Genomic DNA, 17034 nt, shown 5'->3' with positions numbered 1-17034 from the left:
CATGCCCCCGAAGCTCGCCGCACTGCTGCCCGACCTCGCGCCCTGGCGCTCCTCCCGGGACTTCCGTCTCCTGTGGGTGCAGGGCCTGGTCACCTACCTCGGCAGCGTGATGGCGCTGATCGCGCTGCCGCTCCAGATCAAGGACCTGACCGGTTCACCGCTCGCGGTCGGCGTCATGGGTGCCGTCGAACTCGTGCCGCTGGTGGTCTTCGGACTCTATGGCGGGGCACTCGCCGACGCGGTGGACCGCCGCAAGGTCATCGTCCTGACCGAGGCGGGACTGGGGCTGCTGGCAGCCGTCCTGCTGCTGAACGCGCTGCTGCCGCGGCCCATGCTGTGGCCGCTGTACGTCGTGGCGGCGGGCGTGGCGGCGCTCGCCGGACTCCAACGGCCCGCACTGGACTCGTTGCTGGCCCGCATCGTCCCGCACGACCAGCTCCCCGCCGCGGCCGCCCTGAACGCTCTGCGCTGGCAGGCCGGCGCGATCGGCGGGCCCGCCCTGGCCGGCCTGGTCGTGGCGTACGCCGGCAACGTCCCCGCGTACGCCACCACGGTCGTCTGCTTCCTCGCGTCGGTGCTGATGTGCCGTCGGCTCTCGCCCGCCCCGCCCGTCGAACACGCGGCCAAGCCGTCCCTGCGCGGCATCGCGGAAGGCGCCAGGTACGCGTGGTCGCGCCCGGTACTCCTGGGCACGTACGCCGTCGACCTGGCGGCCATGTTCTTCGCCTTCCCGAACACCATCTTCCCCTTCCTCGCCGACGAACTCGACGCCGACTGGGCGCTGGGGCTGATGTACTCCGCGGGAGCCGTCGGATCCCTGCTCGTCAGCCTCACCAGCGGCTGGGTGTCCCGGACCCGTCGCCACGGACTGCTGGTGGTGTTCGGCGCGGCCGGCTGGGGCCTGGCCATCGCGGCGGCCGGCTGGACGGCGAACATCTGGCTCGTGCTGGCGTGCCTCGCGCTGGCGGGAGCGGGCGACATGCTGAGCGGCCTGGGCCGCTCGACCATCTGGAACCAGACCATTCCCGACCGGCTGCGCGGCCGGCTCGCCGGCATCGAGGTCCTCTCCTACAGCATCGGCCCGCAACTCGGCCAGGTCCGCTCCGGGGCGATGGCCGGCTGGACCGGCGCCCGCCCGGCGATCTGGACCGGCGGGGTCGCCTGCGTCGCCACGGTGGGCCTGCTCGCCACCGCACTGCCCAAGCTGCTCAGTTACGACGCCCGAACCGACGAGGACGCGCTGCGACAGGCCGGCCGGAGCACCGGGCCTGGCGCGCCGGACGCCGCGGTCGAAGAGCCTTCGAAGCCCTGAGCGCGTGTGCACAGTCATCAACCGGCACAACGGGAAGGTCTGGGACGTGGACGGCGGCTCCGGTGCCACCGCAGACGGAGCCCGCCTGTCCCGGCGGTCCTGCTCGCAGTCCGCCGCGCAGACCTTCACGCTGACGACCGGCTGAAATCCCCTCCACCGAACGGGTCCGCCTCACCTTCGACGGGCGCCGGTGCCGGTCGCCGCGTGTCGAAGGCATCCGTCGCGCGTCACGGGGCAGTCGCAAAGGCACGGCAACTCACCCGATCAGAACCAGAGATGAGTGTGACGACGTGTCCTTCCCCGAACACCCCGCAACTCCGGAGCAGTCCACACAGGCGCACCAGGGCGCCGGCGCCAGGCGCGGCAACGGGATGGCGATCGCCGCGTTGGTCCTCGGAATCCTGGCCGTCCTCCTCTTCTGGACCGTCATCGGCGGTGTGGTGCTCGGTCTCCTGGCGTTGATCTTCGGCATCATCGGTGCCCGCAGGGCTCGCGGCGGTCGCGCCCCTCACCGGGCGATGTCCGTCGTCGCGGCGGTGCTCGGCGCGCTCGGAGTGATCGCGTCCGTGGTGATCATCGCGATCGGCGCATCGATCCTGAACTCGGACGAGTTCAAGGACTTCGACGACTGCGTCCAGCACGCCGACAGCCAGAGCGAGCGAGACGCCTGCGCCGACGACTTCAACGAGGACGTCAACAACTGACCCGAGAGGCGGTCCGGCGGCCCGCGACGAAAGGTCAGTACTCCAGCTCGGGCCGCAGTGGCCCGCCGACGGCGTGCAGATGCCTCAGTACCTGTGCGTACGAGTCCAAGAGCCCCGTCTCGTGGTACGCGATGCCGTGCCGGGCGCAGAACGCGCGTACGAGCTCCTGGGCATGGCGCAGGCTGGGCCGCGGCATGGACGGGAACAGATGGTGCTCGATCTGGTAGTTCAGTCCGCCAAGTGCCAGGTCGGTCAGCCGGTGGCCGCGGATGTTGCGCGACGTCAGCACCTGGCGGCGCAGGAAGTCGACCTTGTCGCTCTTGCCGAACAGGGCCATTCCCTTGTGGTTGGGAGCGAATGAGCACCCCATGTACAGACCGAAGAGCCCCTGGTGCACCAGGAGGAAGACCACGGCCTGCAAGGGGGTCAGGAACCAGAACAGGGCGACGAGATAGCCGACGATGTGCGTCGTCAACATGCCCGCCTCGGCCAGTCTGGTCGCCCGCCCCGTACGCCTGCCGGTGCCGTCGAACGTCGCCCGTACACCGGCGACGTGCAGGGCGAGTCCCTCCAGCAGCAGCATGGGGAAGAAGAGCCAGGCCTGATGGCGGCCGAGCCAGGCGTACGCTCCCCGGCGGACCCGGGCCTGGTCCTCGGTGAAGGCGATCGCTCCGTCGGCGATGTCGGGGTCGCGGTCGACGTGGTTGGGGTGGGCGTGGTGCCGGCTGTGCTTGTTGATCCACCAGCCGTAGCTGAGGCCGACCAGCAGGTCGGCGTGGACGCGGCCGAGCAGGTTGTTGACCCGCTTGGAGGTGGCGATCTGGTGGTGGCCGGCGTCGTGCCCGATGAAGGCGGTCTGGGTGAACATCACCGCGAGGAAGGCGGCGGTGATGAGCTGCCACCACGACTGCCCGAGCAGGGCGAAGGCTGTCCATCCCGCGGCCAGCAGGAGCAGGTTCGCCCCCACTTTGACGGAGTAGTAGACCGGACGACGCCTCAGCAGCCCGCTCTGTTTCACCTCGCGGGACAGGGCGGCGAAGTCGCTCCCGCGGCCGGTGGACGGAGGTTTCGTCATGCGGGCGGGGTCCGCCGGGCCGTCGCCCCGGTCGATGGTCTTTGCGGTCACGTTCTACCTTCTCGCGGAGGGCGGGGGCGGGGCTCGTGGAAGCACGCAGTCGTGCGGCTCCGGGTTGCCTGGCCGCCGGCGGTCGGAGGGAACCCCGAACACGACACGGCGCCCGCTCACCTCTCACCACAACGAACGGCCTGCCGGATACGTTCCTGCCCCGGAGAGGAGGGTCCCTGGTAAGGGAGTACAGTTGCGCCACTGGGCGCACCTCGTATGCCGTCATCCGTAACGGCGTCGCGCCCCATCCCAGAACCTCTTCCGCACCCGGCGACAGCGGGACCTCCCAGCTCTCCGGGCACATGCGGGCGTCTCCCCCTCTCCGGCTGCCCGGAGCCGGTGCCCGGCCCCGACCGATTCGGCTCGATCCGGACCCGATCCCGTACACCTGTACACCCATATACCCATATACAAGGACGCGTATGAGCCTACTGAGCCTCGGCGTGCTCGCCTCCTCCCGCAAGGAGAACGAGTTCCGACTGCCCCTGCATCCCGATCACCTCGACCGGATCGCACCCGACGTACGCGCCAAGGTCTTCCTCGAGGAGGGCTACGGTCAGCGGTTCGGTGTCGGCGACGACACGCTGCGTCCGCTGGTGGGCGGACTGCGCTCCCGCGGGCAGCTCCTGGCCGAGTGCGATGTACTGCTCCTGCCCAAGCCGATGCACGAGGACGTCGCCCAACTGCCCGAGGGCAAGGTGCTGTGGGGCTGGCCGCACTGCGTGCAGGACGAGCGGATGACCCAGCTCGGCATCGACCGACGACTCACCCTCATCGCCTGGGAGGCAATGAACCACTGGACCTCCACGGGCGCTTTCAGTGTCCATGTCTTCCACAAGAACAACGAACTCGCCGGCTACTCCTCGGTTCTGCACGCCCTGCAGCTCGGCGGAGTGACTGGCAGCTACGGTCGCCGGATGCGTGCGGCGGTCATCAGCTTCGGCGCCACGGCCCGCGGGGCGGTCACAGGCCTGGGCGCCATGGGGGTCTCGGACGTCACGGTGCTCACCCAGCGGGCCGCCGCCGCGGTGGCCTCCCCGATGCCGTCGGTCGTGATGGGTCACTTCGCGGAACGGGCGGACGATCCGTCCCGACTCGAGGTGCTCACCGGGCTGGGTCCCGTGCCGCTCGCGGAACATCTGTCCGGGTTCGACATCATCGTCAACTGCGTAAGGCAGGACACCGACGCGCCTCTGACGTTCGTCACCGACGAGGAACTCGCTCTGTTCCGGCCCGGGACCTTGTTCGTCGATGTCTCCTGCGACGAGGGCATGGGCTTCGAATGGGCCCGCCCGACCACCTTCGAGGAACCGATGACCACGGTGGGCCCCGGCTGCCACTACTACGGGGTGGACCACAGCCCGTCATATCTGTGGAACTCCGCCACTTGGGAGATCAGTGAGGCCCTGCTGCCCTATCTGCGCAAGGTAATGAGTGGCCCCGCGTCCTGGGACGGCGACGCCACCGTCAGGAATGCCGTCGAGATCCGCGACGGAGTCGTCCTCAACCCCAAGATCCTCTCCTTCCAGCACCGGTCCACCGAGTACCCGCACCTCCCCGCTCCGGCCCATGACTCGGCCTTGCGCCCCTCCGCACAGCCGGCCTGACCCGGACCCGTCGCTGCTCTCAAGCACTGCCGCCCCCGCGCGAGCGGGGGCATCCGCCCTGTGATCGCCGGCCCGGGCCGACCCGTGCCGCCCCCGGCCGCCGGTCACAGGGCCAGCAGCAGATCCCGGACCTCGTCGGGCCGGGACAGGAACGGGTGGTGGCCGGCCTTGAGTTCGACGACGGTGCCGGCCCGGCGGGCGAACTCGCGCTGCAGGTGCGGCGGGGTGCCGCGGTCCTGGGCGCAGACGACGTACGTCGAGGGCACCTGCTGCCATGCGGCCGCCCCGACCGGCTGCCCGGTCACCCGCACGCTCTGCCGGGCGAGGCGGTTTGCCGCCTGCGCCTGGATCTCCGGGGCGCAGTCCTGCAAGAACGTCTCCACGAGCAGCTCGGGGCGGACCCCGAACGTGCCGGCGTCGGGGTCGACGTCGAGGAACGGGGCGGGACCGCCGTCCCCGAACTCCGACATGCTCTGCCCGACCTCGGGCAGGTAGCTGGAGATCAGCAGCAGGTGGCGTACCGACTCGATTCCCGCAGCGGCTTCCGCGGTGACGATGCCGCCGTAGCTGTGGCCGACCACGACCGTCGGCTCGTCGTCGGCCCGCAGCACCTGCCGCACCGCGGCGACGTCCTCGGCCAGACCCGGACCGCCCTCCCCGCCGGGCAGGCCCCCCTCGCCGCAGCTCGGCAGCGCCGGGGCCACGCTCGGCACGCCTCGCTCCCGCAGCAGTTCGGCGGTGCGGTGCCACCACCACGACCCGTCCCGTACGCAGGCCCCATGCACGAACACGACCCTCATCGCTACCTCCACGTCTGCCATGTCTGCCACGGCTGTCCCGGCTGCCCCGACTGTCTTACGATCAACGGTAGACGTAGTCACCGTTACGTGAAAAAATTCGGCCGTGGGCAGACGACCTCAACCGCAGATCAAGGAGAGGCTGCTGGACGCCTGCGCTGATCACGCCCTCGCGCACGGCCTCCCCGACCGGCTCGAGCCGCTGGCCGGCGCCACCGGCACCTCACCGCGCATGCTCATCTATCACTTCGGCACCCGCGACGCCCTCCTGCGAGCGGTCCTCGGCCACGCGCGGCAACGCCAGCTCGACGTATTCGGCGACCTCCTGCGGGCGCGACCCGACGAGCGCTACACCGCCACCCTGGACCGCGCCTGGACTTCGATCACCGGCCCGGACGGGCGGCCGTACCTGCGGATGTTCGGCCAACTGCGCGAGAGTGCGGAGCAGCGGCTGTGGCCCGACTTCCGGCGCACCGCGACGACCGACTGGCTGGGGCCGCTCGAAGACGGCCTGCGCAGCATCGGCCGGCCGGATCTCGCGACGCTCGTTCTCGCCGTCATCCGCGGTCTCCTCATGGATCTCGACGCCACCGGCGACACCGCCCGCACCGACCAGGCCTTCCGCGACTTCCTCGACACGGTCGAGCGCCTGTCCGGCTGCCGGTAGCGCCGCGTGCCCCCTTTGCCCGAACACTCCGCGAAGGGACGACGCGGCTGTTCGGCCACCGCCTTGTCAGCGCGAAGACACGGATGTATAACGTTGTAAAACTAGCGCACAAGGGCTCGGCTCACGGCTCACGGTGACGACACCGGACCCGCACCGACCACCCGAGTCGGGCCGCTCAGGAAGGGAATGACGTGCGGGTCAGCCTCAAGGACGTCGCCGCGCACGCGGGGGTCTCCATCAAGACCGTCTCCAACGTGGTGAACAACTTCCGGCACGTCACGCCCGCGATGCGTGAACGCGTCCAGCGCTCCATCGACGAGCTCGGCTACCGGCCCAACCTGACCGCCCGGCACCTGCGTGCGGGACGTACGGGCATCATCGCGCTCGCCCTGCCCGAACTCGGCAACCCCTACTTCGCGGAACTCGCCGCGGCCGTCATCGACACGGCGGCCGACCACGACTACACCGTTCTGCTGGACCACACCGGCGGGCGACGCGAACAGGAGCTCCTGGTCTGCCAGGGCTTTCGGGCACGGGTCATCGACGGACTGATCCTCAGCCCGATCGAGCTGGAGACCGAGGACCTGCGCGACCGTGCGGAGAACGTACCGCTGGTGCTGCTCGGCGAGCGGGAGTACGACCTGCCGTACGACCACATCGCCATCGACAACGTCGCCGCCGCACGCGCGGCCGTCGCGCACCTCGTCGGCCTGGGCCGCCGGGAGGTCGCGTTCATCGGTGCCCGTCGTGGCCGCAACGAACCCGCCCAACTGCGGGTGCGCGGCTGGGGTGAGGAACTGGCCGCCGCCGGGCTCCCCACCGACGAAGGACTCGTCGCCGCCACCGACGGCTGGGGACACGCCGACGGAGCGGCGGCCATGGCCCGGCTCCTCGACGAAGGAAGGCGTCCCGACGCGGTCTTCGCCTACAACGACCCGATGGCCATCGGGGCGATGCGGGTGCTCCACGCGCGGGGACTGCGGGTGCCCGAGGACATCGCGGTGGTCGGATTCGACGACGTGGTGGAGGGACGGTTCGGCGCGGTGACCCTCACGTCCGTCTCCCCGGACAAGGGAGCCATCGGCCGCCTCGCGGTGGAATCGGTCCTCGCCCGGCTCGGCGGCGACGCTCCCGAACCGCGGCGCATCCGGGCGGACTACCGGCTGGCCGAACGGGAGAGCACACTGGGGCGCCACGCGGCGGAAGGGCACCCGAACGGGTGACCGGGGATGGTGCGGTGGTGCCTGCCCAGCGGGCGGGAGACCGTAGTACGTGCCGGTGACGAACAGGTCGTCGTAGTAGTTGCGGCCGTAGCTGACAACGTTGTCACAGTGTGACGCCTCAGTCTTCACGGAGCTGCGGCGCGAGTCAAGAGGCGTGCGGCACCCTGTGGGGTGGAGGGGTGCGCCCGTCCCGCGCGGGTAGGCCCGTCCCGGGCCCGGGAATTGTCGGCCGCTTGGTCCGTCGCGTCGTGTGCCGGTCTTCGCCGGCCGCTCCCGTCTGGTGCGCAGGGGGTTTACAGCCTCCTTGCAACGATGTAAAAACCTGTGTGCGGCGCACCGGACGCAAGCCCGACGCCGGGGGGGCCTGGCCGATTCCGTGCGGCGTTCAGCTCTCCAATTCCCTTTCAGCGTCGCCCGGATCGGGGTCACCATGCAGCGCAGCACTCACCGTCCTCACCTCCTCGCCCGTCCCGTGGTCGTGGCGCTGGCCGCCGCGGTCGCCCTGACCGCGACCGCCTGCGCGAAGTCGGAGGACGAGGCGTCGGGCGGCAAGGAGTCCTCGGCGGCCGCCGCAGGCGCCGAGCAGAAGGTCGTCACGCCGGAGCCGGGCGGCAAGACCTGCACCATCGATGCCTACGGCGCCGAGAAGATCGACCTGAAGAACGCCACCGTCGGCTTCTCGCAGTCGGAGAAGGAAGCGAACCCGTTCCGCATCGCGGAGACCCAGTCCATCAAGGACGAGGCCGAGAAGCGGGGCGTGAAGCTGCTGACGGCCAACGCCCAGTCGAAGTTCTCCAAGCAGATCAGCGATGTGCAGAACCTGCTGGCCAAGGGGGCCGACCTGCTGGTGATCGCGCCGCTCAACTCCGACGGCTGGGACCCGGTGCTGCAGGCCGCCGCCGCCAAGAAGGTGCCGATCATCACGATCGACCGCAAGATCAACGCGGAACCCTGCAAGGACTACGTCTCCTTCATCGCCTCCGACTTCGTCGAACAGGGCAGGCGCGCCGCCGACCAGATGATCGAGGCGACCGGAGGCAAGGGCGAGGTGGCGATCCTGCTCGGTTCCGCCGGAAACAACGTCACCACCGAGCGGACCAAGGGCTTCAAGGAGCGGATCGCCGAGAAGGCCCCGGACCTGAAGGTCGTCTTCGAGCAGACCGGTGACTTCTCCCGCGAGAAGGGCCAGCAGGTCACCGAGCAGCTCATCCAGTCCAAGCCCGGCATCAAGGGCATCTACGCCGAGAACGACGAGATGGGCCTCGGCGCGGTGACCGCCCTCAAGGGCGCCGGCAAGAAGGCCGGCGACGTCAAGATCGTCACGGTGGACGGCACCCGCAACGCCGTCCAGGGCGTCGTGGACGGCTGGATCAGCGGCGTCATCGAGTCCAACCCGCGGTTCGGTCCGCTGGCGTTCCAGACGCTGGACGCCTTCACCAAGGGCGAGGAAGTCCCCCAGGACATCATCATCCAGGACAACGCCTACACCAGCGACAACGCCAAGCAGGACATCGGCAACGCCTACTGATCCTCCTCCGGGGGCCCGGACACCCGGGCCCCCGGCCCTCTCTCACCACTTTCTTCCTGGAGGCACAGGTGGCACCCCCCGCCGAAGTCCTCGCCGTCCGCGGACTCAGCAAGACCTTCCCAGGGGTCCGGGCCCTGGACGACGTGGACCTCACCCTGCACCCGGGCGAGGTCCACGCCCTGATCGGCGAGAACGGCGCCGGCAAGTCGACCCTCATCAAGCTGCTCACCGGCGTCTACCGGCCCGACGCGGGTGACATCACCTTCCAGGGCCGCAAGGTCTCCTTCGCCACCCCTCTGGAGGCGCAGAAGGCCGGGATCTCGACCATCTACCAAGAGGTCAACCTCATCCCGCTGCTGAGCGTGGCCCGCAACCTCTTCCTGGGCCGCGAGCCGCGCAACCGCTTCGGCGTACTGGACGTGGCCCGCATGAACCGGGAGGCCGCGCAGACACTCGGCACGTACGGCGTCCGGGTGGACGTGCGGCAGTCGCTGCGCACGCTCGGCGTCGGGGCCCAGCAGATGGTCGCCCTGGCCCGGGCCGTGGCGACGGACGCGCGGGTCGTCATCATGGACGAGCCGACCTCCTCGCTCGAACCGCGGGAGGTGGAAACCCTGTTCTCGGTGATCCGGCGGCTGCGCGACGCGGGCATCGCCGTCGTGTACGTCAGTCACCGCCTGGACGAGCTCTACGCCATGTGCAGCACCGTCACCGTGCTGCGCGACGGACGCCGCGTGCACCACGGCAGGCTGGCCGACCTGGACCGCCTCGCGCTGGTCTCCACCATGCTCGGCAGGGACCTCGGCGAGGTCCGTGCGGAGGGAGCGACGAAGTTCGCCGGCGACCACCACGCCGCCGACGGGCAACCGGTCCTCCGCGCCGAAGGGCTGACGGTCCCGCACACACTGCACGACGTGTCCGTGAGCATCCGCCCCGGGGAGGTCCTGGGCCTCGGCGGGCTGCTCGGCTCCGGCCGCACCGAGACGGCCAAGGCCATCTCCGGTGCCCTGGCGCGGAGCTCGGGCGAGGTCACGGTGGCCGGCGCGCCACTGCGCGGCGGCTCCACCCCCGCCGCCATCCGCGCGGGGATCAGCCTGCTGCCCGAGGACCGCAAGAGCGAGGGAATCGTCCCGGGCCTGTCGGTCCGCGAGAACATAGCGCTCGCGGCGCTGCCCCGGCTCTCCCGCTTCGGCCTCGTCTCCGAGGCCCGCGTGGACAGCATCGTCGACACCTTCATCGCGCGGCTGCGCATCAAGGCATCCTCCCCGCACCAGAAGGTCGGCGAACTGTCCGGCGGAAACCAGCAGAAGGTGCTCCTCGCCCGCTGGCTGGCCATGAACCCCAAGGTGCTGCTCCTGGACGAGCCCACCCGCGGCATCGACGTCGGCGCCAAGGCCGAGGTCCAAAAACTCGTGGACGAACTGGCCGCGGACGGTCTGGGCGTCCTGCTCATCTCCTCCGACCTGGAGGAACTGATCGAAGGGTCCGACCGCGTGGTCGTACTGAAGGACGGTGCGGTCGTCGGCGAACTGATTGGCGACGACGTCAACGAGGACAGGCTGATGCGCACGATCGCCGGCGGCGACCCGGCGCGCGACCCGGCGCCCGACGCGGTGAAGGAGGCGGCCACCGATGGCTGAAGCCGCTCTCCGCACCGCCCCACTGGACAAGGCCCGCCTGCTCCAGTGGCTGCAGACCTACGGCGTATACGCCGGCGTGGCCCTGCTCCTGGTCGTCAACATCGTCATCACACCGCACTTCCTGTCCACGGAGAACTTCCGCACCCAGGCCGTCCAGGTCGCGCCCGTCATCATCGTCGCGCTGGGCATGGCCCTGGTCATCGGCACCGAGGGCGTCGACCTGTCGGTCGGCGCGGTGATGGCCCTGGCGGCCTCGGTGACCGCGCTCTACCTCGGGTACGGCCTGGTGCCCGCGCTGCTCGTGGTGGCCCTGTTCGCCGCCGGTGTGGGTCTGGCCAACGGAGCACTGGTCGCCTTCATAGGGGTCCAGCCCATCGTGGCCACCCTGGCCCTCATGGTCGGCGGCCGAGGTCTGGCCCTGGTCCTGCTCCCGCAACTGGAGGACCTGCGCAACCCGGCTCTTGCCTCGCTCGGTTCCGGTGACATCGCCGGTGTCCCGTACCTCATCCTGATCGCGGCCGTACTGGCGCTGCTGGTCGCGTTCGTGGTCCGCCGGACCACCTTCGGCCGCCAGTTGCTGGCCATCGGCGACAGTCGCCCCGCCGCCCAGCTCGCCGGTCTGCCGGTGCGCCGCGTGCTGATCATCGTGTACATCGCCTGCGCGCTGCTCGCCGCGGTGGCGGGCGTGCTGGCCACCGCCCGGCTCCAGGCCAGCGACCCGACCTCGCTGGGCAACCTGATGGAACTGTCCGCCATCACCGCCGTCGTGGTCGGCGGCACCCCGCTGACCGGAGGGCGGGTCAACATCGGCGGCACCGTGGCCGGAGCGGTACTGATCCAGTTGCTCACCGCCACCCTGATCAAGCACGATCTGCCGCCCTCGTGGACCCAGATCGCCCAGGCCATAGTGATCGTGTGCGCGGTCTACGCGGCACGGGGACGGGGGAAGCGATGACCGTCACGAAGACGGACACGCCCGTGACCACCGCGAGCGACGAACCCGCGGACGCCACCGGCCCGGTGGGCTCCGCCCGCTCCGAGCGGCTGAGCGCCCTGGTCCAGCAGCACGGCGCGCTGGCCGTGCTGGTGATCGTCTCGGTCGTCGCCTCCTTCAGCTTCGACTCGTTCGCCACCGGCGACAACGTCTCGAACATGGCGACCAGTTCGGCGTTCCTCGCGATCGTCGCCCTCGGCATGACCTTCGTCATCATCACCGGCGGCATCGACCTGTCCGTCGGGTCGCTGTTCGCCCTCGGCGGCGTCCTGGCGGCCTGGGGGTCCCGGCACGGAACCCTGGTGGCGCTGCTGCTGCCCCTCGTGGTCTGCGGCGCGATCGGCGTCGTCAACGGCCTGCTGGTCGCCCGCTCCCGTCTGGCTCCCTTCATCGTCACGCTGGCCGCCATGCTGGGGGCGCGCGGACTGATGCTGGCCCTCACGGACGAGGGCGCGAACACCTACCTCATCGGCAAGGGGTCGGTCCTCGCCGAACTCGGCCAGGGCACCACCCTGGGCCTGGGCAACCCGGTGTGGATCACGCTGGCGCTCTTCGTCGTGGGTGCCGTCGTCCTGCGCCGCACCCGGTTCGGGCAGCACGTGTACGCGGTCGGCGGCAACGAGGACGCGGCGGCCCTGATGGGCGCGCCCGTGGCCCGTACCAAGATCCTCGTCTACACGCTGTCCGGGGTGCTGGCCGGTCTGGCCGGCGCGCTCAACGCCGCCTGGCTCGCCTCGGGCGTGACCATCCTCGGCAACGGCATGGAACTGGACGCCATCTCCGCCGTCGTCATCGGCGGCACCCTGCTCACCGGCGGCCTCGGCTACGTCAGCGGTTCACTGGTCGGCGTGCTGCTCCTGAAGGTCATCCAGAACGTCATCAACCAGATCGGCTCCCTGGACTCCTCCTACCAACTCGTCGTCAGCGGTGGCTTCCTGGCCCTCGTGGTGATCGCCCAGACCTGGCTGGGCCGCAGACGGCAACTGATGTGACGAGGAGCCCCGGACGCGGTCCCGGCGAGTGCGCAGAGCCGCACTCGCCGGGACCGTCGTGGGGGCCGGGGTTACGGCTTCTCCTGCGCGTGGAGCGCGCTCACCTCCTCGTCGGTGAGCGCCTTGTCATAGGCATGGACCTCGTCGACGGCGCCGTTCCAGAAGTCGGTGTCGGCGCCGCCCCACTGAGCGCGGCCGACGACGAACGGGCCGGAGCCGACGTAGTTCGGACCGGCCGCCGCGGTCGCCGCCAGTTCACCGTCGACGTACAGCTTGATCTGGTTGCTCGCGCCGTCCCGCACCCCGACGAGGTGGTACCAGCGCCCCGTCTCCGGCGTGGTCACCAGCCGCGCTCGCTGCTCGCCCGGCGTGCTGAAGGCGAAGGCGCCCTGGCCGTACTGCAGATAGAACGGGCTCGCCTGCCGACTGCCGTCCTGGCTGACGGCGGTGGCGTAGTTGCCGGGAAGTTCGTCCAGGGTCACCCAGGCGGAGACCGAATAGCTTCCGGTGGTGTCGAGCACCGGGCCGTCGGTCTCGGCGTACTGTCCCTGGCCGTCGAACGCGAGCGCGCTGCCGCTGACGCCGGACGTCCACGTGGTGCCCTCGGAGAGCTTGAGCGCCTTGTCGTTGGGGCCCTCGTCCCCGGCGGTGGCACCCGTGCCTTCGTCGAGTGCCCAGTGCCCGCCGCCCTTGAGTTCGGCCCGGTCACCCGCGGCGGCACCGGCCGCGATGACCTTGCGGTTGATCTCACGGACCTGGACCGGGTCTACCTTGATCTCCCGGCGGTCGTAGGTGTAGAGGCCGTTGAGTTCGTTCTCGAGGTCGGTGATCTGTGTGTACACCGAACCCGACAACTCGGCGCCGGCCTGTTCGAGGTAGAACTCTTTCGTGTTCTCGACGTACTTGCGGGTCAGCGCCGCCTTGTCGGCCACGCCGCTGTAGATCACGGTCGGGGCACCCGGCCACATGTGCCCGGGGGTGCGCAGCGTGAAGCCGCCGTGTTCGCCGTCCATGGCGGCCCGCTTGCCGTCGGGGAAGGCGGGGTCGGTGTTGTTGTAGTCGTGGTGGTCGATGATGTCGCCCTTGCCCGAGTCTCCCTTGGAGTTGCAGCAGTTGACACCGCTGTGGGCGTTGACCACGCGGGACGGGTCGGCGGCCTTGACGGCTTCGGCGATGCGGCCGCTCGCCTCGCGGTCCCACTCGCCCCAGCCCTCGTTGAAGACGATGTTGCCGATGACGGAGGGCGCGTTGTGATGCTGCCGCATCGCCTCCATGCCCTGGTCGACGAACGCCTTCTGCCCGGCCGCGTTGGTGATGTTCCCGGAGACGAAGTCCTGCCAGACGAGCAGACCGAGTCTGTCCGCGTGGTAGAACCACCGAGCCGGCTCCACCTTGATGTGCTTGCGGACGGCGTTGAAGCCCAGCTTCTTGTGCGCCTTGAGGTCGAAGGCGAGCGCCTTGTCGCTGGGCGCCGTGTAGAGGCCGTCGGGCCAGAAGCCCTGGTCGAGCGTGGCGAGTGAGAAGATCGGCTCTCCGTTGAGCACCAGCTTCTGGTAGCCGCCGACGTTCTCGACGCCTATCTCGCGCATGCCGAAGTAGCTGCCGATTCGGTCGGTCGACCTGCCGTCGGTCAGCCTGACGTCGAGATCGTAGAGATAGGGGTCGTCCGGACTCCACAGATGCTGCTTCGCCACGGGCAGACGCAGCTCCTCGTTGGCCGGTCCTGCGACCCGGCCGACGATCCTGCCGCGCTTGTCGCGGGCGACGGCCTCGACGCGAGCCCTGGCGGAGGCGTCGTCGGACTCGACGGTCACCGCGAGGCTGCTCCGGTCGATGTCGGGGGTGGTGACTACGTTGTCAATGGATGCGGCGGCGACCGGCTCCATCCACACCGTCTGCCAGATGCCGGACGACTGGGTGTAGAAGATGCCGCTCGGATTGGTGGACTGCTTGCCCATCGGCTGGTTCGCGCCACCGGTGTCGGTGACCGCGACCACGACCTCCTGCGGGCCCCTGCCCTTGAGCGCGTCGGTGATGTCGGCGCTGAACGCGTTGTACCCGCCGGTGTGTTCGGCGACCTTCTTGCCGTTGACCCAGACGCGTGCCTGGTAGTCGACGGCGCCGAAGTTGAGCTTCAGCCGGTCGCCCTTGGCGCCCTTGCCGACCCTCCAGTTCCTCGGCACGTCGACCAGCTTGCGGTAGAACATGTGGTCCTCGTGCCGCTCAAGGCCCGAGAGCTGCGACTCGACGGGGAACGGCACGACGATCTTCTCGTCGAGCCTCTTGCCGAAGACCGGCTGCTCGCCCGCCTCGGCGGCGGCGAACTGCCAGGGACCGTTGAGGTTCTTCCACTTGGCGCGTACCTGCTGCGGGCGCGGGTACTCCGGCAGCGGGTGCTTCTCGTCGAGCTTGTCGCCCCACTTGGTGGTGAGCCGGTGGGCGGAGTCGTTCTGCGCATAGCGAATGATCTTCGGTACGGTCTCACCGCCGGACGTCAGGCCGCCCGCGCCGTCGTAGCTGAGCTTGACCTGCTGGTTCTTCTGGATCGGCGCCGAGAGCCTGACGAGCAGGGAATTGCGGTCTCCGGGAGCCGGCTCGACCGACGCGACCGGCATGGGGGTGGTGTCGGCCTCGATCTTCAGATGGTCCGCGAGCGCCTTCAGGTCGCCGCCGACGCTGCCCTCGAACCGTGCCCGCAGCCGTCGCCCGTCCTCGGTGACCGTGGGCTCCACCGGGTAGACCTCGAACCCGGCCGGCGGGGTGAAGGCGGACATCGGGACGACCTGCTTGCTCATGGTCGGAGTGGACCAGCGCAGGAACATGTTGGCGCCGCCGGTGTCCTGGAACATCTCCAGCCGGAAGTCGTGCTTCTCCCCGGCGGTCAGCCTGACCGCCGCACTGGTCTGCTCGTTGTCCCAGTCCGGCTCCCAGTGGTCGATGACCGGCTCGCCGTCGATGAGGAGCCGGAAGCCGTTGTCGCCACTGGCGTAGAAGGTGTAGTCACCCGTGGCCGGTGCCTCGATCTGCCCCGTCCAGCGGGCGGTCGTGTGCTCCGTCCTCCCGGTCAGTTCCTCGAAGGTACTGGTCAGACCGGAGAAGTTGATCTGCGGGTCGAGCAGGGTGCCACCCAATTGCGCGAAGTCCCTCGCGCCCGGGGCCGACATGCTGAAGTACTCGCCCTTCAGACCGTGCACCGCGACGGCGTCCCGCTCGGAGGAGAGGGACGAGGCGCTGGTGTGGGTCTCGGCGGCAGAGGCGGTGGACATCAGACCGGTCGTGGGCAGTGTCAGCGCTGCGGCTGTCAGCAGCGCCCACGCTCTCGCTCGTGGACGGGGGTGTCGTTGTGTCATCGAACCTTCCTCGCGCAGAGGTCCCGGGCCGGGACCATTCGGCAGGCGGCACCACTCGACAGGTGCCGGGGCAACGGCTCTTTCAACGTTGGAAATTCTTGTCAGCGGAATGACAACACGTCCCCCGGTGGCTGTCCAGACTTCGCGCACCGCTCGGCCCGGCGACCCGAGAGGCCGAGAGGCCGAGAGGCCCGACGCTTCCCGGGGAGCCAGGCGTCTCGCGGGAGAGCGGATCGGGCCTACCGCTGCGCCCGGGTGAAGCGAGGAAGCCCGAGTTCGGCCAGGAGTCGCAGCTTCTCGTAGCCCTCACTTCGGGGCGGAGCGGTGAGGACGAGCAGTGTCTGGGACTGGTCCTCGGTGAACAGCGCCTGGCAGTCGAGTTCGATCGCGCCCACTTCGGGATGGATGAGTGTCTTGTGATCCTCGAACCTCTGGGCGACCTCGTGCCGGGCCCACAGCTCGGCGAACTCAGGGCTGGCCCGCTGCAGGATCCGTACCAGCTCACCGGCTTGCGACTGCGGGCCGCGCAGCCCGTGGGCGGCGCGCAGGTTCGCGACCTGGGCGCGGCTCTGCCGGTCCCGGTCGGCCTCGGGATAGACCGACCGCTCCGCGGGGTCGGTGAACCAGCGGTGGATGGAGCTGCGGGCGAGCCCCGTGTGCCTCGCCGCGTCCCCGAACAGAGCGGCGGCCATCCTGTTCTGCACCAGTGTCTCGCCCAGGTCGGTCAGGACGAGCGCCGGAGTGTCGTCGAGCCGGTCCAGCACCCGCAGCAGTGCGGGGGCGACGTGACCCGGAGCCGACAGCGAAGCCGGTGCGTGGTGCCCGGCGACCCGGTACAGGTAGTCGCGCTCGGCACCCGTGAGCCGCAGCGCCCGGGCGAGCGAGGCCAGCATGTGGCTGCTGGGCTGCGGGCCCCGCTGCTGCTCCAGCCGCGTGTAGTAGTCGGTCGACATCACGGCGAGAGCCGCGACCTCCTCACGCCGCAGACCCCGGGCTCGCCGACGCGCACCTTCGGGAAGGCCGACGTCCTGCGGGCGGAGTGCCTCGCGGCGGCGGCGCAGGAAGTCGGCCAAAGCTGCACGGTCCATGAGATC

Annotated in this window: 14 protein-coding genes; 10 read left to right on the top strand and 4 right to left on the bottom strand. The window is 69.9% G+C overall.

The features are described from left to right. Nucleotide 1: 1 nt before the first annotated feature. The 3 genes from KUM40_RS27835 to KUM40_RS27825 all read left to right on the top strand — a co-directional run bounded on the left by KUM40_RS27835 (nt 2) and on the right by KUM40_RS27825 (nt 2016). Nucleotides 2-1312, top strand: a complete 1311-nt coding sequence (locus KUM40_RS27835) for an MFS transporter (protein WP_217168942.1) — start codon at nt 2-4, stop codon at nt 1310-1312. Nucleotides 1313-1316: 4 nt separating this feature from the next. After that, nucleotides 1317-1457 (top strand): RICIN domain-containing protein, encoded by a 141-nt coding sequence (locus KUM40_RS27830; protein WP_254395764.1) that lies wholly within the window; start codon nt 1317-1319, stop codon nt 1455-1457. A 145-nt stretch (nt 1458-1602) separates the two neighbouring features. After that, on the top strand, nt 1603-2016 hold the full coding sequence (locus KUM40_RS27825; RefSeq protein WP_217168941.1) for a DUF4190 domain-containing protein: 414 nt from the start codon (nt 1603-1605) through the stop codon (nt 2014-2016). A 34-nt stretch (nt 2017-2050) separates the two neighbouring features. On the opposite strand, the gene KUM40_RS27820 is transcribed toward KUM40_RS27825, so the two are convergent. Beyond that, nucleotides 2051-3142 (bottom strand): acyl-CoA desaturase, encoded by a 1092-nt coding sequence (locus tag KUM40_RS27820; protein ID WP_308401252.1) that lies wholly within the window; start codon nt 3140-3142, stop codon nt 2051-2053. A 422-nt stretch (nt 3143-3564) separates the two neighbouring features. Here KUM40_RS27820 and KUM40_RS27815 point away from each other — a divergent pair, with 422 nt between their 5' ends. Beyond that, entirely contained in the window at nt 3565-4749 is a 1185-nt protein-coding gene (locus KUM40_RS27815) for a N(5)-(carboxyethyl)ornithine synthase (protein ID WP_217168940.1), read from the top strand. 104 nt (nt 4750-4853) lie between these two features. Here KUM40_RS27815 and KUM40_RS27810 read toward each other — a convergent pair whose 3' ends face one another. After that, a complete protein-coding gene (locus tag KUM40_RS27810) occupies nt 4854-5549 on the bottom strand; it encodes an alpha/beta fold hydrolase (protein ID WP_217168939.1) in 696 nt (231 codons plus the stop codon). A 103-nt stretch (nt 5550-5652) separates the two neighbouring features. Between KUM40_RS27810 and KUM40_RS27805 the strand changes: the two genes are divergently transcribed. The 6 genes from KUM40_RS27805 (at nt 5653) to KUM40_RS27780 (ending at nt 12590) form a co-directional block, all read left to right on the top strand. Beyond that, nucleotides 5653-6213 carry a TetR/AcrR family transcriptional regulator gene (locus KUM40_RS27805; RefSeq protein ID WP_217168938.1) on the top strand — a complete coding sequence of 187 codons (561 nt, stop codon included), beginning with the start codon at nt 5653-5655 and terminating at the stop codon, nt 6211-6213. Between the two features lie 191 nt (nt 6214-6404). Continuing rightward, nucleotides 6405-7436 carry a LacI family DNA-binding transcriptional regulator gene (locus KUM40_RS27800; protein WP_217168937.1) on the top strand — a complete coding sequence of 344 codons (1032 nt, stop codon included), beginning with the start codon at nt 6405-6407 and terminating at the stop codon, nt 7434-7436. 430 nt (nt 7437-7866) lie between these two features. Then, nucleotides 7867-8964 (top strand): ABC transporter substrate-binding protein, encoded by a 1098-nt coding sequence (locus tag KUM40_RS27795; protein ID WP_217168936.1) that lies wholly within the window; start codon nt 7867-7869, stop codon nt 8962-8964. Nucleotides 8965-9032: 68 nt separating this feature from the next. Next, nucleotides 9033-10604, top strand: coding sequence for a sugar ABC transporter ATP-binding protein (locus KUM40_RS27790; RefSeq protein WP_217168935.1), 1572 nt, complete (start codon nt 9033-9035; stop codon nt 10602-10604). Beyond that, a complete protein-coding gene (locus KUM40_RS27785) occupies nt 10597-11559 on the top strand; it encodes an ABC transporter permease (RefSeq protein ID WP_217168934.1) in 963 nt (320 codons plus the stop codon). Before KUM40_RS27790 ends, KUM40_RS27785 begins: the two co-directional genes overlap by 8 nt. After that, nucleotides 11556-12590 (top strand): ABC transporter permease, encoded by a 1035-nt coding sequence (locus tag KUM40_RS27780; RefSeq protein WP_217168933.1) that lies wholly within the window; start codon nt 11556-11558, stop codon nt 12588-12590. Before KUM40_RS27785 ends, KUM40_RS27780 begins: the two co-directional genes overlap by 4 nt. 71 nt (nt 12591-12661) lie before the next feature. Here the strand turns inward: KUM40_RS27780 and KUM40_RS27775 are convergent, their stop codons facing one another. Together KUM40_RS27775 and KUM40_RS27770 are read right to left on the bottom strand one after the other, a co-directional pair. Next, nucleotides 12662-15940, bottom strand: a complete 3279-nt coding sequence (locus tag KUM40_RS27775; protein ID WP_217168932.1) for a LamG-like jellyroll fold domain-containing protein — start codon at nt 15938-15940, stop codon at nt 12662-12664. Between the two features lie 239 nt (nt 15941-16179). Next, nucleotides 16180-17028 carry a helix-turn-helix transcriptional regulator gene (locus KUM40_RS27770; protein ID WP_217168931.1) on the bottom strand — a complete coding sequence of 283 codons (849 nt, stop codon included), beginning with the start codon at nt 17026-17028 and terminating at the stop codon, nt 16180-16182. Between the last annotated feature and the right edge of the window lie 6 nt (nt 17029-17034).

This window comes from Streptomyces sp. AC512_CC834, assembly GCF_019049325.1.
GTDB lineage: Bacteria > Actinomycetota > Actinomycetes > Streptomycetales > Streptomycetaceae > Streptomyces.
The sequence above is the reverse complement of the archived record's forward strand: the minus strand, read 5'-3'. Positions and strand labels throughout refer to the sequence as shown.

Bases quoted from the DNA above. Each gene is read 5' to 3' on its own strand.
- KUM40_RS27835 (WP_217168942.1), top strand. From the start codon at position 2: ATGCCCCCGAAGCTCGCCGCACTGCTGCCCGACCTCGCGCCCTGGCGC.
- KUM40_RS27815 (WP_217168940.1), top strand. From the start codon at position 3,565: ATGAGCCTACTGAGCCTCGGCGTGCTCGCCTCCTCCCGCAAGGAGAAC.
- KUM40_RS27810 (WP_217168939.1), bottom strand. From the start codon at position 5,549: ATGAGGGTCGTGTTCGTGCATGGGGCCTGCGTACGGGACGGGTCGTGG.
- KUM40_RS27795 (WP_217168936.1), top strand. From the start codon at position 7,867: ATGCAGCGCAGCACTCACCGTCCTCACCTCCTCGCCCGTCCCGTGGTC.
- KUM40_RS27785 (WP_217168934.1), top strand. From the start codon at position 10,597: ATGGCTGAAGCCGCTCTCCGCACCGCCCCACTGGACAAGGCCCGCCTG.
- KUM40_RS27780 (WP_217168933.1), top strand. From the start codon at position 11,556: ATGACCGTCACGAAGACGGACACGCCCGTGACCACCGCGAGCGACGAA.
- KUM40_RS27775 (WP_217168932.1), bottom strand. From the start codon at position 15,940: ATGACACAACGACACCCCCGTCCACGAGCGAGAGCGTGGGCGCTGCTG.
- KUM40_RS27770 (WP_217168931.1), bottom strand. From the start codon at position 17,028: ATGGACCGTGCAGCTTTGGCCGACTTCCTGCGCCGCCGCCGCGAGGCA.